This window comes from Ruegeria sp. BK1, assembly GCF_056535645.1.
Genome location: NZ_JBQFIS010000001.1, coordinates 2,846,315 through 2,861,258, shown reverse-complemented (window position 1 = coordinate 2,861,258; position 14,944 = coordinate 2,846,315). Strand labels below are relative to the sequence as shown.

The 14,944-nt window shown below is 59.0% G+C and carries 18 protein-coding genes; 6 read left to right on the top strand and 12 right to left on the bottom strand.

Annotated features, from left to right (window positions below; genetic code table 11):
* Window positions 1-13 precede the first annotated feature (13 nt).
* From ACR3E7_RS14210 to ACR3E7_RS14200, 3 genes are read right to left on the bottom strand one after another with little or no spacing between them, the layout of a single operon-like run.
* Window positions 14-1,510, bottom strand: a complete 1,497-nt coding sequence (locus ACR3E7_RS14210; RefSeq protein ID WP_170790174.1) for a heme biosynthesis protein HemY — start codon at window positions 1,508-1,510, stop codon at window positions 14-16.
* A 10-nt stretch (window positions 1,511-1,520) separates the two neighbouring features.
* Window positions 1,521-2,885, bottom strand: a complete 1,365-nt coding sequence (locus ACR3E7_RS14205; protein ID WP_480719415.1) for a COG4223 family protein — start codon at window positions 2,883-2,885, stop codon at window positions 1,521-1,523.
* A gap of 54 nt (window positions 2,886-2,939) precedes the next feature.
* Complete coding sequence (locus ACR3E7_RS14200; RefSeq protein ID WP_237215880.1) at window positions 2,940-3,665, bottom strand: uroporphyrinogen-III synthase; 726 nt, start codon at window positions 3,663-3,665, stop codon at window positions 2,940-2,942.
* Window positions 3,666-3,750: 85 nt separating this feature from the next.
* Between ACR3E7_RS14200 and tsaD the strand changes: the two genes are divergently transcribed.
* From tsaD to ACR3E7_RS14180, 4 genes are read left to right on the top strand one after another with little or no spacing between them, the layout of a single operon-like run.
* A complete protein-coding gene (tsaD, locus tag ACR3E7_RS14195; RefSeq protein ID WP_480505340.1) occupies window positions 3,751-4,845 on the top strand; it encodes a tRNA (adenosine(37)-N6)-threonylcarbamoyltransferase complex transferase subunit TsaD in 1,095 nt (364 codons plus the stop codon).
* Window positions 4,842-5,798, top strand: a complete 957-nt coding sequence (locus ACR3E7_RS14190; RefSeq protein ID WP_480505342.1) for an NAD(P)H-dependent glycerol-3-phosphate dehydrogenase — start codon at window positions 4,842-4,844, stop codon at window positions 5,796-5,798. The genes tsaD and ACR3E7_RS14190 overlap by 4 nt, the downstream gene beginning before the upstream one ends.
* A gap of 1 nt (window position 5,799) precedes the next feature.
* Window positions 5,800-6,069 carry a YciI family protein gene (locus ACR3E7_RS14185; protein ID WP_170771262.1) on the top strand — a complete coding sequence of 90 codons (270 nt, stop codon included), beginning with the start codon at window positions 5,800-5,802 and terminating at the stop codon, window positions 6,067-6,069.
* Window positions 6,069-6,491, top strand: a complete 423-nt coding sequence (locus tag ACR3E7_RS14180; RefSeq protein WP_170771264.1) for an EVE domain-containing protein — start codon at window positions 6,069-6,071, stop codon at window positions 6,489-6,491. The genes ACR3E7_RS14185 and ACR3E7_RS14180 overlap by 1 nt, the downstream gene beginning before the upstream one ends.
* Window positions 6,492-6,695: 204 nt before the next feature.
* On the opposite strand, the gene ACR3E7_RS14175 is transcribed toward ACR3E7_RS14180, so the two are convergent.
* Both ACR3E7_RS14175 and ACR3E7_RS14170 read right to left on the bottom strand, forming a co-directional pair.
* The gene (locus ACR3E7_RS14175; protein ID WP_170771266.1) at window positions 6,696-7,037 is read right to left on the bottom strand and encodes a DUF2853 family protein; all 342 of its coding nucleotides are present in this window, start codon (window positions 7,035-7,037) and stop codon (window positions 6,696-6,698) included.
* 125 nt (window positions 7,038-7,162) lie between these two features.
* The gene (locus ACR3E7_RS14170; RefSeq protein ID WP_480505345.1) at window positions 7,163-8,038 is read right to left on the bottom strand and encodes a LysR family transcriptional regulator; all 876 of its coding nucleotides are present in this window, start codon (window positions 8,036-8,038) and stop codon (window positions 7,163-7,165) included.
* Window positions 8,039-8,130: 92 nt separating this feature from the next.
* On the opposite strand from ACR3E7_RS14170, the gene ACR3E7_RS14165 reads away from it, so the two are divergent.
* Complete coding sequence (locus tag ACR3E7_RS14165; protein ID WP_480505347.1) at window positions 8,131-9,207, top strand: L-dopachrome tautomerase-related protein; 1,077 nt, start codon at window positions 8,131-8,133, stop codon at window positions 9,205-9,207.
* Between the two features lie 32 nt (window positions 9,208-9,239).
* Here ACR3E7_RS14165 and ACR3E7_RS14160 read toward each other — a convergent pair whose 3' ends face one another.
* From ACR3E7_RS14160 to ACR3E7_RS14150, 3 genes are all read right to left on the bottom strand, one after another.
* The gene (locus tag ACR3E7_RS14160; RefSeq protein ID WP_480505349.1) at window positions 9,240-9,986 is read right to left on the bottom strand and encodes an extensin-like domain-containing protein; all 747 of its coding nucleotides are present in this window, start codon (window positions 9,984-9,986) and stop codon (window positions 9,240-9,242) included.
* A 13-nt stretch (window positions 9,987-9,999) separates the two neighbouring features.
* A complete protein-coding gene (gene ahcY, locus ACR3E7_RS14155; protein WP_170771582.1) occupies window positions 10,000-11,388 on the bottom strand; it encodes an adenosylhomocysteinase in 1,389 nt (462 codons plus the stop codon).
* A 101-nt stretch (window positions 11,389-11,489) separates the two neighbouring features.
* Window positions 11,490-11,810 (bottom strand): hypothetical protein, encoded by a 321-nt coding sequence (locus ACR3E7_RS14150; RefSeq protein WP_170771275.1) that lies wholly within the window; start codon window positions 11,808-11,810, stop codon window positions 11,490-11,492.
* 205 nt (window positions 11,811-12,015) lie between these two features.
* Between ACR3E7_RS14150 and ACR3E7_RS14145 the strand changes: the two genes are divergently transcribed.
* Complete coding sequence (locus tag ACR3E7_RS14145) at window positions 12,016-12,609, top strand: HD domain-containing protein (RefSeq protein WP_170771277.1); 594 nt, start codon at window positions 12,016-12,018, stop codon at window positions 12,607-12,609.
* On the opposite strand, the gene ACR3E7_RS14140 is transcribed toward ACR3E7_RS14145, so the two are convergent.
* The 4 genes from ACR3E7_RS14140 to ACR3E7_RS14125 all read right to left on the bottom strand — a co-directional run bounded on the left by ACR3E7_RS14140 (window position 12,606) and on the right by ACR3E7_RS14125 (window position 14,861).
* The gene (locus ACR3E7_RS14140; protein WP_170771279.1) at window positions 12,606-12,977 is read right to left on the bottom strand and encodes a VOC family protein; all 372 of its coding nucleotides are present in this window, start codon (window positions 12,975-12,977) and stop codon (window positions 12,606-12,608) included. The two genes, ACR3E7_RS14145 and ACR3E7_RS14140, sit on opposite strands and share 4 nt — an antisense overlap.
* 101 nt (window positions 12,978-13,078) lie before the next feature.
* The gene (locus tag ACR3E7_RS14135; RefSeq protein WP_170786220.1) at window positions 13,079-13,585 is read right to left on the bottom strand and encodes a DUF2199 domain-containing protein; all 507 of its coding nucleotides are present in this window, start codon (window positions 13,583-13,585) and stop codon (window positions 13,079-13,081) included.
* Between the two features lie 14 nt (window positions 13,586-13,599).
* A complete protein-coding gene (locus ACR3E7_RS14130; RefSeq protein WP_170771283.1) occupies window positions 13,600-14,154 on the bottom strand; it encodes an ActR/PrrA/RegA family redox response regulator transcription factor in 555 nt (184 codons plus the stop codon).
* An 86-nt stretch (window positions 14,155-14,240) separates the two neighbouring features.
* Window positions 14,241-14,861, bottom strand: a complete 621-nt coding sequence (locus ACR3E7_RS14125; RefSeq protein WP_480505353.1) for an SCO family protein — start codon at window positions 14,859-14,861, stop codon at window positions 14,241-14,243.
* Between the last annotated feature and the right edge of the window lie 83 nt (window positions 14,862-14,944).

Here is a 14,944-nt window from a genome sequence, read left to right as displayed (position 1 = left end):
TTGATCCGAGTCCTCAGACCTTCTCTTCGATCGCAGGCTCGACATCGGGGCGCACGGGTTCGGCCTCCATTTCGATCACGTCGGGCGCAACTTCTTCTTCCGGCTCTTCAACCTCCGGCTCGACCTTGTCTTCAAGCGCGCCAACGATCAGGGGCAGCATGTGAACACCGGTCGCCGAGGCGATCTCGGGCGTTTGCGGGGTTTGCCAGCTCAGCGTGTCAAAGCTGTGGCAGTTCTGACAGACCGGTGCCCATTCGGGCTGGATATCATGGCAGTTGTCGCAGACCCATTGCGGCCCGCGCGGGGCGTTCAACGCTTTGGCCAGCCATCCCTGCACCACCGCGTCCGAGGCGCCCTCGCCCCGTTCAATCGCCGCCATCAGCGTATAGGCACGGGCATCGGCTTGTTTTTCGACCACATCGCCCAGCGCACGGCGAGCTTCGGGGAAATCCTCGGCCACGATATTCAACTCGGCCAGGATCAGGCGCGTTTCAGGGTTTTCCGGGTGGATACGGGTCAGGGCGGCGAACCGCTTGATCCGCGCATCCGGCGTTTCATCCGGCGCGATTTCCGCAAAGGCATGGGCCAGATCGGGATGCGGCTGCACCTCCCACGCTTTTTTCAGGATCTTGGTCGCGGCGCGCGGCTTACCCTTTTCGATATAGGCCCGCGCGGCCATCGCAGCGGCAGGAACCAGATCAGGCGACAAGCGGTTGGCCTCGATCGCGTGTTCTTGCTGTTCGACCGTGGCACCTTCTTCCAGAATGCCCTTGGCTTCGGACAGAGCCAGCACTGCATCACGGCGTTTGAACACGTCACGCGGCAGATGACCAGCCTTGAGCTTGGCCGTTAGAGTCGAACGCGCGCCTGCCCAATCCTGCGACTTGGTTTGCAGCCCCAACAGGATGTCTTGTGTTTCGGCGTGGCGCGGTTTGATTGCCAGCGCCTTTTCGGCCAGCTTCCGGGCGGTATCGTCATCACCCTCGGCCAGTTTCTGCTTCAAGATACCACGCACGCCCACAAACCGGGTGGCGTTGTTCGTCACCAGTTTCTTATAGGTATCCGAGGCTTTCTTGGTGTCACCATTCATCTCGGCCGCCTGTGCCACCAGCAGATTGGTTAGTTCAGGCTTGTTCAGCAGTTTTTCCGCCTTGGCGGCTTTGGACATGGCAATCCGCCCCTCGCCCGAGGCCAGCGCCATAAGCCCATCGGCCAACGCCTGATAGCCACGCTGCTCGCGGCTGCGGTCGAAATAACGCGACAGGGCCGTTTCATCACCGTTGAGAAATTTCAGCGTGGCGACCAGCAGGGTCAGCAATTTGAAGAAAAGCCAGATCGCAAGGACCAGCACACCCAGAGCAATGACCGATTGCAACGGCCCCAACGTGTATTCCGTGCCGCCAGCGGTGATCTGAATACCACCGCTGCTTTCCATCAGGAACCCGGCCCCAACGGCCAGCAGGCCGACAATGGCAACAAAAACTAGGATTTTTAACAGTGACCACAGCATGGCAGGTCCTTCAGTTCGAGTTCGCGCCAGAGGAAAGCGCATCTGCGGCATCCACGGCAGAAACCCGTGCCTGCGCCGCCTGTTCCCATTCGGCCAACGCGGCACGGGCCGCATCAGGCAGGGATTGAATTTCGCTCAACGCCCCCGCGACGTCACCACCTGACAGCGCCGCCTGCGCGCGCGACAGGATCGCATCGGGATCGTCACCATCCTGCGGCGTCACAGAACGCGCTCCAGTCTGACGTTGGAGGAAAGCGACAATCCCCGTTCCCTTATCCGCGTCACGCGCATCAGCCAAAGCAGCGCGCGCCGCAGGTGCAAAGGTTTCATTCAGGGTTGCAACTGCCGCCACGCCTTTATCTGCCGACGCCGACAAAGCATCGGGAATATCAACCCCTCCGGCCGACAGTTCGGACAACAAATCGCCATAGGGTTGGCCCGCATTCAACTGACCGTGCAGTTTTGACAAAATCGCGGCATTGGCCGCTGCCAGTGCCTCCGCCGAGGCTTTCATTTCAAGCGCCTGCGCGTCCGAAACCATCTTTTCAACCTCAGCCCGTTGCGCAGCCAGCGAGTCTTGCAGCTTTTTCAACTCGGCCTCAAAAGCAGCTGTCGCCTCGGGCGTAGCGCCTTGGGTCAGGGCCCCGCTTTCCAAATCGGTCAGCCGTTTGGTCAAAGGGTCGATCTGCCCGGCCAGGCCATCAAGGCTGGATTTCACCCCATCAAGATCCGCCGTGATCGGCGCAATCTGCCCAGTCAACGCGTCGATCTTTGCCGATACATCCGGCGCATCTGCCAGAGATTTGGTCAAAGCTTCGATCTGGTTGGCCTGATCGGCCAGCTTGGCCTCGAGCGTGGCTACAGCATCTGTGTCACCGCTACCGAACATACCCGCGCTTCCCGCCGCAAAACCAATCGCTGCAGCGACGGCCCCACCGATCACAGCGGGCATAAAGCCGCTCTGTTTTTCCGCCTTACGATCAGCCATCTTTTCCTTGAAGCGTTCAAGGTTGGCTTCGGCTTCGGCTTCGGCTTCGGCTTCGGCTTCGGCTTCGGCTTCGGCTTCGGCTTCGGCTTCGGCTTCGGCTTCGGCTTCGGCTTCGGCTTCGGCTTCGGCTTCGGCTTCGGCTTCGGCTTCGGCTTCGGCTTCGGCTTCGGCTTCGGCTTCGGCTTCGGCTTCGGCTTCGGCTTCGGCTTCGGCTTCGGCTTCGGCTTCGGCTTCGGCTTCGGCTTCGGCTTCGGCTTCGGAAGGGGCCTCGTCTAGCGCTGCGACCTCGTCAACCGATGCTTCGTCAGATACGGAAACAGCATCGACCGCCTCCTCCACCTTGGGGTCATCCACCGGTTTTTGATCGGACTTCTTCTTACCAGCCACCGCAATATTCCCCTTATCGAATCCGAAATGCTTGGAACAACAGACCCAGTTAAGTTAGTCGGTGGCCACGTCGCCCTCAACCCGCAACGCATGTTTCACAAGTTTTTTAACGGCCTTACGCATTTTCTTTGGTGTCGGCTCTTTCGCGACCTTCAACCGCGCATAGGGCAAAGAATAAAGGGGTTCGGCGGTGGCCTGGCTGATGGCAGCCACCCAAAGCGGGGCAGAACCGCGCCAGATGTCGGCAAAATGTCGCGCCGTTCTGGGCGAAAATATCGGAGCCAAAACAGCGGATTTGCCGTTTGCTGCGGCAGTCGCCTCCGGTGTCAGCGGTAACAGGTTTTGCTGGTAAACGGGCTGTTCGCGCACGGTCAGACCGGATTCGGTCAGCCGCTCGGCAATATTGCCCCGGCTGTGCTCGCCGCGCAGGTGCAGTAGCGGACTGAGCGGGCGGGTTTGCAAAAGGGCTGCGATTAACTCCTCGGCGGTCTGGCCCATCAATTGCGCGTCCCATCCGACGCCCTTGGCCGTCCCGGTTGTCGCCGGTCCGACGCAAAAAGCCGGCAGCGACCGATCAACCCCCATTGAGGCCGCCGCGTTCACCGCATTGGCCGAGGTAAAGATCAGACCCTGCACGCCGCGCATATCCGTGCTCACCGGCAGGGGTTTGATTTCCAGAATCGGGGAATAAATGACCTGCACCCGAGACCTGACGCGGGTCGGAAGCTGCGCGACGAACCTTTCAGAGGCCGCGCGCGGGCGGGTCATCAACAAATACAACGTTCGGCGCCTTGGGCCTTGGGATTGTTTGCATCCGCGCAGGGTGATACCCCGCTTGGCAACCAAGGTGTAACGGATCAGGCCAATGGTGCAAACACTTACTGTCCTCGGGTTGGAAAGCAGCTGTGACGACACAGCCGCCGCCGTTGTGCGCCATGGCGAAAACGGGGCCGAGGTTTTGTCGTCTGTCGTGCATGGCCAAACCGAGCTGCATAGCGCCTTTGGCGGCGTCGTGCCCGAGATTGCCGCCCGTGCCCATGCCGAGAAGCTGGATACCTGCGTCGTGCAGGCACTGGCGGATGCCGGGCTGGGCCTGTCCGACATGGATGCCGTCGCAGTCACCGCTGGGCCGGGCCTGATCGGAGGCGTCATGTCCGGCGTCATGTGCGCAAAGGGGATCAGTGCGGCAACCGGGTTGCCTTTGATCGGGGTGAACCATCTGGCAGGCCACGCGCTGACGCCGCGCCTGACCGACGGGATCGCATTTCCTTACCTAATGCTGCTGGTTTCGGGCGGGCATTGCCAATACCTGATCGCCCACGGGCCGGACCGCTTTACCCGTTTGGGCGGCACGATCGACGACGCGCCGGGTGAGGCGTTCGACAAAACCGCCCGCCTGTTGGGACTGCCGCAACCGGGTGGCCCTTCGGTAGAAACCGAGGCCCGCGCAGGTGATCCCAAACGGTTCCGCTTTCCGCGGCCTTTGTTGGACCGCCCCGGATGTGATCTGTCTTTTTCGGGCCTGAAGACTGCACTGATGCGGATGCGCGATCAGGTCGTGGCCGAGAAAGGTGGGCTGACCCGTCAGGACCGCGCCGACCTTTGCGCCGGATTTCAGCAAGCCATCGTGGATACACTGGCCGAGAAAACCCGCCGCGCGATGGATCTGTATTTGGACGAAAACCCCGCGGAGCCGGTGATTGCCGTGGCCGGAGGCGTCGCAGCAAATTCAGCCATTCGCTTCGCGTTAGAGGCTGTTTGTGTTGAGAAGGGCGCGCGTTTCACCGCACCGCCACTGGCCCTGTGCACCGACAACGCCGCCATGATCGCCTATGCAGGGATCGAGCGGTTTCGCACCGGCGCGCGCGACGGGTTGGACCTGACCGCGCGACCCCGCTGGCCCCTGGACCAGACCAGCCCCACCATGCTGGGCAGCGGCAAGAAAGGGGCCAAGGCATGAGCGTGTCCGTTCTGGGTTCGGGCGCGTTTGGCACAGCGCTGGCGATCTCATTGGCGGGGAACGGGCCGGTGACGCTGTGGGCGCGGGGCTCGGAACTGGCGCGGGCGATGCTCACTACGCGTGAAAACGCGGCACGACTGCCGGGTGTGGCTTTGCCAGATGCGATCACTGTAACCTCTGACATCACGCAGGCTGCGGAAAGCCAGATATTGCTGGTCTCGGTTCCGATGCAGAAACTGCGTGGCGCGTTAGAGGATCACGCCGAGGTTCTGACCGGGAAAACGCTGGTGGCTTGCTGCAAGGGGATTGAACTGTCCACAGGGCTGGGTCCGATCTCGGTCATCCGCCAGACCATTCCCGACGCGCGCCCTGCCCTGCTGACCGGCCCGAGCTTTGCCGATGATATCGCACGCGGATTGCCCACCGCGCTGACGCTGGCCTGCGCCGAGGATGCGCATGAGCTACAGCATGACCTGACCACGGCGAACCTGCGCCTGTACCGCACCACAGATCTGATCGGGGCGGAACTGGGCGGCGCGTTGAAAAACGTCATGGCCATCGCTTGCGGAGCAGCGATCGGAGCCGGTTTGGGCGACAGCGCCCGCGCTGCGCTGATGACGCGGGGATTTGCTGAAATGCAGCGTTTTGCCCTGATGCGTGGCGCGCGGTCCGAGACCTTGATGGGCCTGTCTGGACTGGGCGATCTGGTATTGACCTGCTCATCTGAACTGTCCAGAAATTACCGATTTGGCCTTTGTTTGGGTCGAAAACAGCCATTTGACAGTACCACCACGGTCGAAGGTGTCGCCACCGCCCGCGCGATGTCGGATATCGCGAAAGCCGAAGGTCTGGACATGCCCATCAGCGCCACGGTGGCGGATCTTAGCCAGGGCACCTACAGTGTCATGCAAGCCATCGAAACCCTGCTCAACAGACCCCTGAAGGAGGAATAATATGCTCATCGCTCTGATCGCCCGTGACAAGGACGGCGCATTGCAAACCCGGCTGGACAATCGCGCCGACCACCTGGCTTACATCGAAGAAACCGGTGTCGTTGCACAGGCTGGACCCCTGTTGGATGGCGACGCAATGATAGGCTCGCTGATCATCCTTGAGGTGGAAGACATGGCTGCCGCCCAAAGCTGGGCTGACAATGATCCCTATGCCAAGGCGGGGTTGTTCCAGTCCGTCGATCTGATTGCCTGGAAGAAGGTCGTCGGCTGATGGCATATTGGCTGTTCAAGTCCGAACCCTCGACCTGGAGCTGGGACCAACAGGTCGCCAAAGGGGACGCAGGCGAGGAATGGGACGGCGTGCGCAACTATCAGGCGCGCAATTTCATGCGTCAGATGGAAGTGGGCGACCGGGGGTTCTTTTACCACTCGCAAAAGGACAAGGCGATCGTCGGCATTGTCGAGGTCTGCGCCGCCGCCCATCCCGACAGCACCACCGATGACGAACGCTGGGAATGTGTGGATATCAAAGCGGTTCGGCCCTTTGCAACGCCGGTCACGCTGGACCAGATCAAGGCCGACGAACGATTGGGCGCGATGGTGCTGGTCAAGAACTCGCGCCTGTCGGTTCAACCGGTCACAGATGCCGAATGGCAGGTGATCTGCGATCTGGGGCAGACCCCGGCCGAATAGTCGCAGGCAGACAAATAAAGGGAAGGTTCCGACGATGCAGAACCTTCCCTACCCCGCGTGCTCCCGACTCACCACACGCGTATAGAAATCTATTGGTTCTGACCGTCCTGGTCACATCCAGACATTAGCCGTTTGCAGCCGCGCATACAAACACCAAGTACCTAAAATTGAAAACGCCCGTCACAGGGACGGGCGCGTTTGTCATCAGCCGTAGACCGACTCTTTGCCGAAATGCTTGGTCAGCATGTAGTAGACGACCGCGCGGTATTTGTTACGCTCGGACTGGCCATAGGTCTCCAGCACCGACTGAATTGCCTCGTCCAGCGCAGGGCCGTCCGACAGGCCCAGTTTCTTGATCAGGAAATTGTTCTTGACCGTCTCGATCTCACCGTCCTGCGTTGCCGCCACGGTCGAGGCATCTGCATCGTAAATCGCCGGGCCGCAGCCAATCGTGACCTTGGTCAACAGATCCATATCGGCATCCATACCGCATTTGGATTTCAGATCTTCGGCATATTTGGCGATCAACTCGTCGCGTTTTCCCATGAATAACTCTCCGGTAAGGCGGCAGGGCCGCTGTTGTGTGAAACCTTGAAACACGTGCAGATAGGTTAATATGTCGGATGCAGGCCACAAAGGGGAAATTTAGCGGGTTTCCCCCCCGCAGCGCTTTAATGGAAGGCGCGGCTTGCCAATTCCGAGAACGCCCGCACCTTGCGCCCGGCGGTGGCGCTGCCCGCATGCACGAAGGAAATCGGCGCATCGGGGGATCGCAGGCACCCGGGCAGAACCTCGATCAAAGCGCCGTTTTCCAGTTCACGTTGCACGGCCAACCGAGACTTAACGGCCAGTCCCAACCCCTGTACTGCCGCCTCGGTCAGCATGTCCGAGTTTGACACGGCAATGCCGCGCGGGATCGTGAATAATGTGGCGCTATGTCCGTCCGTTATATCCAGCCGCGTCTGCCACGGCAGGCATGCCCAGCGCATCACGCGCAGGTCCTCGACTGAACGCGGCATGCCATGCGTGTCGCAAAACGAGGGCGCAGCACAGATGATCCGGTCATTGTCGCTGAGCTTGCGCGCCTTTAGCGTGCTGTCAGCCAGCCGCCCCACCCGGATCGCGCAGTCTATCCCCTCATCCACCAGCGAGACATAGCGGTCAACGGCCAGAAACTCGACCGTCAGGTCCGGGTTTTCGGCCTGAAACGAGCTCATCACCGGCATAATAAAGCGCGACAGAATCCACGGGGAAAGCGTGACGCGTAGATGCCCGCGCAATGCTCCGCTGCCGCTGCCGGCATCCAGTTCGGCCTCGCGCAGATCGGCCAAAAGTGGTTCGATCCGGTCCAGAAAGATCAACCCCTCATCGGTCAGTTGGACTTTGCGGCTGTTACGGTGAAAGAGTTTGAGGTTCAGAACCTCCTCAAGTTTCGTGATGCGATGGCTGACCGTCGCCGCCGAGATCCCCTGCGCCTTGGCCGCGGACCCGACGCCGCCGGTTTTTGCGACCGAGACAAAGGTCAGTAGGTCATTCACATGATACATTCGAAATTTCCTAACGCTGGTTTCAAGATTGAGCCAGTTATCGCGGAAAATTTCAAATGGTATCTGCTGGATCACGACCAGAGGGGAACCTGATGAAATCACTTTACGCAGCCACATGCGCGCTTGCGCTGGCCCTGCCCGCCGCAGCAGCCGAGTTGGAAACTTATCTTGAGTTTGAAAAGGCCATGCCTCCGGGCAATTTGGCCATTGGCCCAGATGGGCGCATGTTCATGTCGGTGCATGAATTCTACGGCCCTGAATTGCGCGTGGTTGAGGTGATGCCTGATGGCTCCACCAAGCCTTACCCGACCGAAGACTGGGCCCGCGCACCCAACGACGATGCGGATGGGTTGAACGGCGTTTTGGGCCTGCGTGCGGATCGGGATGGTATCCTTTGGATGCTGGATGGTCAGGGCGAAAACCAGACCGGGCGCGTCGTCGGCTGGGACACCAAAACCGAAACCCTGCACGCGATCCATTATATCGGTGCGCCTGTGGCGCGGCCGACCTCATTCCTGAATGATCTGGCTGTAGACCGCGATCACGGGGCTATCTACATTTCAGATACAGGCGACGGGCAGAACTCGGCCATTATTGTGGTTGATCTGGATACAGGGCGCGCGCGGCGCGTTCTGGAGGGGTCGCAATACACGATCCCCGAAGATACGCCGATGGTGATTGACGGGCGCGAGATCACGCTGGGCGGCAATCCGGCCAAGATTGGCATCAACCCGATCACAGTCGATCCGACCAACATATGGGTCTATTTCGCCCCAATGACGGCAAGTGCGATGTACCGCATCCCCACCGCCGCGCTGCTGGATGAAAGCCTGTCAGATGCCGATCTTGAGGCCAAGGTTGAACGCTATGGCGACAAGCCGATTTCGGATGGGTCGACCGTGGATACCGGCGGCAATGTCTATATCACTGCGATGACCGACAATGCGCTGGGCGTCACCAAGCCGGATGGCAGCTATGAAGTGCTGTTCCAGTCGGATGATGAATTGCCGTGGCCAGACGGGTTTTCGATCGGTGCTGACGGGTATGTCTATGCCACGATTAACGAGCTGCACCGCTCGCCCGTACTGAACAATGGCGAGGATGCCTCAAAGGGTATCTACAAGATCGTTCGGTTCAAATCGCTGGCTGATGCGGTCAGCGGACGCTAAGCCAATCTCCGGCCCCGGTTCTCGGGGCCGGATTATCTGCAATAGCCCCAGCCCGGCCCCTGCAAATGGAAGTGGTCCTCGTGCAGCTTGTTGAAATTGGGGCTCAGCACCACCCGGAACCAATCACAAGCGCCCTGCCCGATCTGGCGTAGAAATTCGGATTCGGGCCCTTCAGTTGGCCAGTCGCGCAACAGGTTTAGTGTGCGTCCATCGGCCAGATCGACCCCCACGATATCAATGGAATCTGCAGTTGCATGACTGCTCCATCGGCTGTCCTGCCCCTGCGCGGTCCGCATCCGGCGGCAGTTATAGCTGCCCAGGTGCCGCAGAGCACGCGCCTCAGTACCCAATATGTCCCGCGCAGCAGGCTGAACCACGTGATGTTCCCACATGGCAAGACGCAGAGCTGTGGTACAGCGCGTTTCGACCCCTCGGACATCTGCGGTAACAACGCGCGACAGAAGGCCCCGTCCGCTGATCCCGCAATTCTGATCGACGACCAAATCCTCCATCTCAGCAAACGCCACTTCGTCCGCAGACAGTACCGCCTTGCATTGCGCCTCATCCGCCAGAGCACGGTTCAGCTGAAACCGCGTGATCAGAGTGACCGGGGCCGTAACCGACAGATCGCGCAGGGGGTTCCAATGGTCAGGCAAGGGTGACTTCGGGTGTGTCACCAGAAGGAATCCGGCAGAGCCAACAAGAAATAGAAATACGATGATGGAAAAGAAAGACGCCGCCAGTTGCGTGAACCGGCGGCGTCCTGTGCGTTTCGTCATACCCGATCCGCGATCAATAGCGGTAGTGCTCGGGCTTATAGGGGCCTTCGGGTTTCACGCCGATATAGGCCGCCTGTTCGCTATCCATCTGGGTCAGCTTCACGCCGATCCGGTCCAGATGCAGACGCGCGACTTTTTCATCCAGATGCTTTGGCAGGATATAGACCTTGTTTTCGTACTCATCACCCTTGGTAAACAGCTCGATCTGCGCCAGAACCTGGTTGGTGAAGGACGCCGACATCACGAACGAGGGGTGGCCCGTGGCGTTGCCGAGGTTCAGCAACCGGCCTTCGGACAGCAGGATCAGACGATTGCCCGAGGGCATCTCGATCATGTCCACCTGTTCTTTGATGTTGGTCCACTTGTGGTTCTTCAGGCTGGCCACCTGAATTTCGTTGTCGAAGTGGCCAATGTTGCCGACGATGGCCATATCCTTCATCTCGCGCATATGCTCGATGCGGATCACATCCTTGTTGCCGGTGGTGGTGATGAAGATATCCGCGCTGGAAACTTCGTCTTCCAGCAGTGTCACCTCGAACCCGTCCATCGCGGCCTGTAGCGCGCAGATCGGATCAACCTCAGTGACTTTCACCCGGGCACCGGCACCGCGCAGTGAGGCGGCCGACCCCTTGCCTACGTCGCCATAGCCGCAGACGACGGCAACCTTGCCGGCCATCATGGTGTCGGTAGCGCGGCGGATACCGTCAACCAGCGATTCCTTACAGCCATATTTGTTGTCAAACTTCGATTTGGTGACCGAGTCATTGACGTTGATTGCCGGGAACGGCAGGTGGCCGTCTTTGACCAGTTGATACAGCCGGTTCACGCCGGTGGTGGTTTCCTCAGACACACCCTGGATCTGATCGCGCATCTTGGTGAACCAGCCCGGACTTGCGGCCATGCGCTTGGCGATCTGCTTCTTGATCACCTCTTCCTCTTCCGAACCCGGAACGGGGATGATGTCTTCGCCCGCTTCGGCACGCGCGCCCAGCAGGATGTACAGCGTCGCGTCGCCGCCATCGTCCAGGATCATGTTCGGGCCTTCGTCGAACAGGAAGGACTTGTCCAGATAATCCCAATGTTCTTCTAGCGTCTGGCCTTTGATGGCGAAGACGGGGATACCGGCCTCGGCAATCGCAGCGGCAGCATGGTCTTGGGTCGAGAAGATGTTGCACGACGCCCAGCGCACATCCGCGCCCAGCGCCACCAGCGTTTCGATCAGAACAGCGGTTTGGATAGTCATGTGCAGAGAGCCGACGATCCGCGCGCCGCTTAGCGGCTTGCTTTCGCCATATTCCGCACGCAGGGACATCAGCCCCGGCATCTCGGTTTCGGCAATATCCAGCTCTTTGCGGCCGAACCCGGCCAATGAAATGTCTTTGACGATATAGTCCCCGGCCATCAGGTACTCCATTCCGGTAAATCTTGGTCCGGGTTGCCCCTAGCATCCCTTTGGGGACGTGGCAACGCAGATGGCCGGAAACGGGATTTTATGCGCCAAACTTAGCTAGGCGTGCCTTCTACCTTGATCTTGGGGATCGCTTCGAAAAAATCGGTGCCAACGGCGACGATACAACTCAGGCCGTTCGCATGGGTCACCAAAACGGTATAGCTTCCCGTTTCCCGTGAGGTCCAAACCTCCATCACCGATTGCCCGCCGCGTGATTTCTGCAATCCGCCAAACGCCAGCTGTTCCGAATAGCTGTCTTGTAGCTTGGCGATCACGTGGTCACGCTGCGCACAACTTTGCTGCTGGGCAAACGCCGGAGGGGCAGTGGCGGCCATGCCAAAGGCCAGTGCAATTCCAAACAAACGCTTGAACATAACAAGCTCCTTTCGATTCTGGTTTCAATCGAGAGGGGCACACCGGGAGAAGCATGCGCCCCCCTCGGTACTTCATGTCGGTATCACCGCGCACTTGTTCAAAGCACGAATGCTCAAGAAAAAGTTGGCAGCTGGTGATCTTGACAGGTAAACCATACCACAAAATTGCGGCGCAATCGCGGCTGTTCGGACAAGGCATGGTATAATGGCAACACAACCCCGCGCATGGCAGAGGATGCTGTCTGGCCGCAGGCTGGATCTGCTGGATCCGACCCCGGTGGATATCGAGATCGAAGATATCGCCCATGGACTGGCCTTTGTGGCGCGCTGGAACGGTCAGACGGCGGGGGATTTTGCTTATTCCGTGGCCGAACATTCGCTGCTGGTCGAAGAACTCTATGGCCGCATCGCCCCGAAGGCTCCGGTCAAATGGCGGTTGGCTGCTTTGTTACATGACGCCCCCGAATACGTGATTGGAGATATGATTTCTCCAGTCAAATCCGCCGTCGGTCCCGACTATGGCGCGCTGGATGACCGGTTGGCCGCGGCGATCCACATTCGGTTCGGCCTGCCCGCCGCCATGCCGAAAACGGTGAAGCGTCAGATAAAAAAGGCCGACAAGATCAGCGCCTGGATGGAGGCCACGCAGATCGCAGGCTTTTCCGAGGCCGAGGCGACGAAGTTTTTTGGACACCCCGACAAGACCGCGATGGAGGGGCTGAACATCGTTCTGCGCCCCCCGATCGAGGTACGGCGTGCTTACACGGACAGACACGCCGCCCTCTTGGCACAGCTTTAAGCAAACATATAAAAGCAGATTTTGTTGCCGTCGTGGTCTCGCACATAAGCGCCAGTGAACCGACCCGGCACACGGACACCCGGCGCGCCTTCATCGGTTGCACCAAGGCTGAGGGCTTTATTATAGAGCGTTTTGATCTCATCCTCGGATTCGGCGGCAAACGAGATCATGACGCCATTGCCAACAGAGCATTCATTTCCGTCATAGGGCTCGCAGACGGCCAACATCGCCTCTCCGGGTTTGGTTCCGATAAACGCGATGCGCCCTACATCGTTGACCACCTTTGCGCCGCGATCCGAAAGCAGTTCCGTATAGAATTTCTTCGCGCGTTCCATATCCGAGACGCCGATGGTCACATAGCCGATCATCTATGAAGTTCCTGTCTTGTTAAGTGTTTTCCAGAAGCGAACAATTGGTCTCAGGGCGCAGAGGTGCAAGTCACGAAGCTGTGACATGAGGTTTCTGAAAATTACAGTTCTGGATGCAAAAGGTCGTGGACCATCATTTCCACCTTTGCCTGGGACAGCCCGTCACGCTGATCGAAGTACAGCTGGTTGTCTGCTTCGTGAACTGTGACGAGCGGTCGGGATCCAGCGTCAACCAATTGAACAGAAGTAGCAAGATTCAAAGTGTCCTCATAAAAGGGGAGCTGAACATTCAACCAACCAAAAAATGGGCCAACATGCGCTCGCTTTTTTTCACCAAACATTTCTCGCCATTGCGCATAACTGTCTAGGCTTAATGAACACCAGACCAACCATACAAAGGGCTCAGTTTGTCCTATGATAGGGAGCTGCAACCTACCCCGAACAAAATAGTATTGATCATCAATGATGCAATCATCAGTGCCAAGCTCGGCGCGTGATTTTTGGTCTTCTTCATCCAAAACCGCGTAGCTTAGTGGAGCCTCGGGCCCGAAACTCGGAAGAACTTCATGTCTCTCGCCACAAGTTTTACACTTAAAGCTGAATGACATTCAAAAAATCCGCTTCACCGCGGGCTGCGCTTCGCCAAAATTCGCTGCAACGTCCGGCGGTGCATGTTCAGCCGCCTCGCGGTTTCCGAGACGTTCCGGTCACACAGTTCATAGACCCTCTGGATATGCTCCCAACGTACGCGGTCGGCGCTCATAGGGTTTTCCGGGGGCGGCGGCAGCTCGTCATCTTTGGTCAGCAGCGCATTGGTGATGTCGGTGGCATCGGCGGGTTTCGACAGGTAGTCGGTCGCGCCAATCTTTACGGCGGCCACGGCAGTAGCAATAGCGCCATAGCCGGTCAGAACCACGACCCGGCTGTCGGGGCGCTTTTCACGCAGCACTTCGACCACGTCCAGCCCGTTGCCATCCTCAAGCCGCAAATCCACAACCGCGTAGGCAGGTGGGCGGGCGGTGGAAATGGCCCGTCCTGCGGCGACCGAGCCTGCGGTCTCAACCTCGAAACCGCGCTTTTCCATGGCCTTGGCCAGACGTCTCAGAAAGGGCTCGTCATCATCCACCAGAAGCAGGGATTTATCCGGGCCGATATCCAGGTCAGAGCTGTCCGCCATATTCTATTCTTTCCGCTATTTCACGCCGTTGGCTTGGTACTGAGTAATAGCAGCGCCAAGGCAAAGGTCAAACAGGCCATTAAGTCCTAGATCTTGTCCAGGAAGCACCCGACCTTATCCGCCATCTGCTGGGCTGTGTCATTCCGGTTGAAAAACTCGATAAACCCGTCCTGAGGGGTGACCAGATAAGTAAAGGTGGAATGATCGACCAGATAGTATTCGTCGCTTTTGTCATGGGCCTTGTAATAGGTCTTGTAAGCTTGGCTCGCAGCCTTGACCTGTTCGGCCGAACCGGTCAGAGCGATGGTCTTTCCACCCAGGTTGAAGGCATAGTCAGCCACAACTTCGGGCGTGTCGCGGTCCGGATCGATCGAGATGAACAGCGGCGTCACCGACTGGCCGCGGGTTTCCAAAATATCCACGGCCTCGGCATTGCGGGACATATCGAAGGGGCAGACATCGGGGCAGAAGGTGTAGCCGAAATAGACCAGCGTGGGTTCGGTGATCACGTCGGTATCGGTGACGGTTTGACCTTCGCCGTTGATCAGCTCGAACGGTCCACCAATGGCGGCGGTGCCGCCTGCGATCTGGCTGGACCGGCATTGCGTGAACTTGTCGTCCGAACCGGCTCCGCGCGTCAGCAACCACATAGCCCCCAGACCTATGGCAAGAACAACAGCGGCGAGAATGGCGAAAAGGCGGACCATAGCATCAATCCTAAAGATCAGAGGGGTTGTTGATCGTTTCGGCCCGGACACCTATCAAGATGGTCAGCCGATGCAACAGGACA

Excerpts from the sequence above, each read along its gene's own strand:
- ACR3E7_RS14125 (WP_480505353.1), bottom strand. The coding sequence starts at position 14,861 with ATGGTCCGCCTTTTCGCCATTCTCGCCGCTGTTGTTCTTGCCATAGGT.
- ACR3E7_RS14150 (WP_170771275.1), bottom strand. The coding sequence starts at position 11,810 with ATGTTCAAGCGTTTGTTTGGAATTGCACTGGCCTTTGGCATGGCCGCC.
- ACR3E7_RS14135 (WP_170786220.1), bottom strand. The coding sequence starts at position 13,585 with ATGTCATTCAGCTTTAAGTGTAAAACTTGTGGCGAGAGACATGAAGTT.
- ACR3E7_RS14185 (WP_170771262.1), top strand. The coding sequence starts at position 5,800 with ATGCTCATCGCTCTGATCGCCCGTGACAAGGACGGCGCATTGCAAACC.
- ACR3E7_RS14165 (WP_480505347.1), top strand. The coding sequence starts at position 8,131 with ATGAAATCACTTTACGCAGCCACATGCGCGCTTGCGCTGGCCCTGCCC.
- ACR3E7_RS14130 (WP_170771283.1), bottom strand. The coding sequence starts at position 14,154 with ATGGCGGACAGCTCTGACCTGGATATCGGCCCGGATAAATCCCTGCTT.
- ahcY (WP_170771582.1), bottom strand. The coding sequence starts at position 11,388 with ATGGCCGGGGACTATATCGTCAAAGACATTTCATTGGCCGGGTTCGGC.
- ACR3E7_RS14140 (WP_170771279.1), bottom strand. The coding sequence starts at position 12,977 with ATGATCGGCTATGTGACCATCGGCGTCTCGGATATGGAACGCGCGAAG.
- ACR3E7_RS14210 (WP_170790174.1), bottom strand. The coding sequence starts at position 1,510 with ATGCTGTGGTCACTGTTAAAAATCCTAGTTTTTGTTGCCATTGTCGGC.
- ACR3E7_RS14160 (WP_480505349.1), bottom strand. The coding sequence starts at position 9,986 with ATGACGAAACGCACAGGACGCCGCCGGTTCACGCAACTGGCGGCGTCT.
- ACR3E7_RS14175 (WP_170771266.1), bottom strand. The coding sequence starts at position 7,037 with ATGGGAAAACGCGACGAGTTGATCGCCAAATATGCCGAAGATCTGAAA.
- ACR3E7_RS14170 (WP_480505345.1), bottom strand. The coding sequence starts at position 8,038 with ATGTATCATGTGAATGACCTACTGACCTTTGTCTCGGTCGCAAAAACC.
- ACR3E7_RS14180 (WP_170771264.1), top strand. The coding sequence starts at position 6,069 with ATGGCATATTGGCTGTTCAAGTCCGAACCCTCGACCTGGAGCTGGGAC.
- ACR3E7_RS14145 (WP_170771277.1), top strand. The coding sequence starts at position 12,016 with ATGGCAACACAACCCCGCGCATGGCAGAGGATGCTGTCTGGCCGCAGG.
- ACR3E7_RS14190 (WP_480505342.1), top strand. The coding sequence starts at position 4,842 with ATGAGCGTGTCCGTTCTGGGTTCGGGCGCGTTTGGCACAGCGCTGGCG.
- tsaD (WP_480505340.1), top strand. The coding sequence starts at position 3,751 with ATGGTGCAAACACTTACTGTCCTCGGGTTGGAAAGCAGCTGTGACGAC.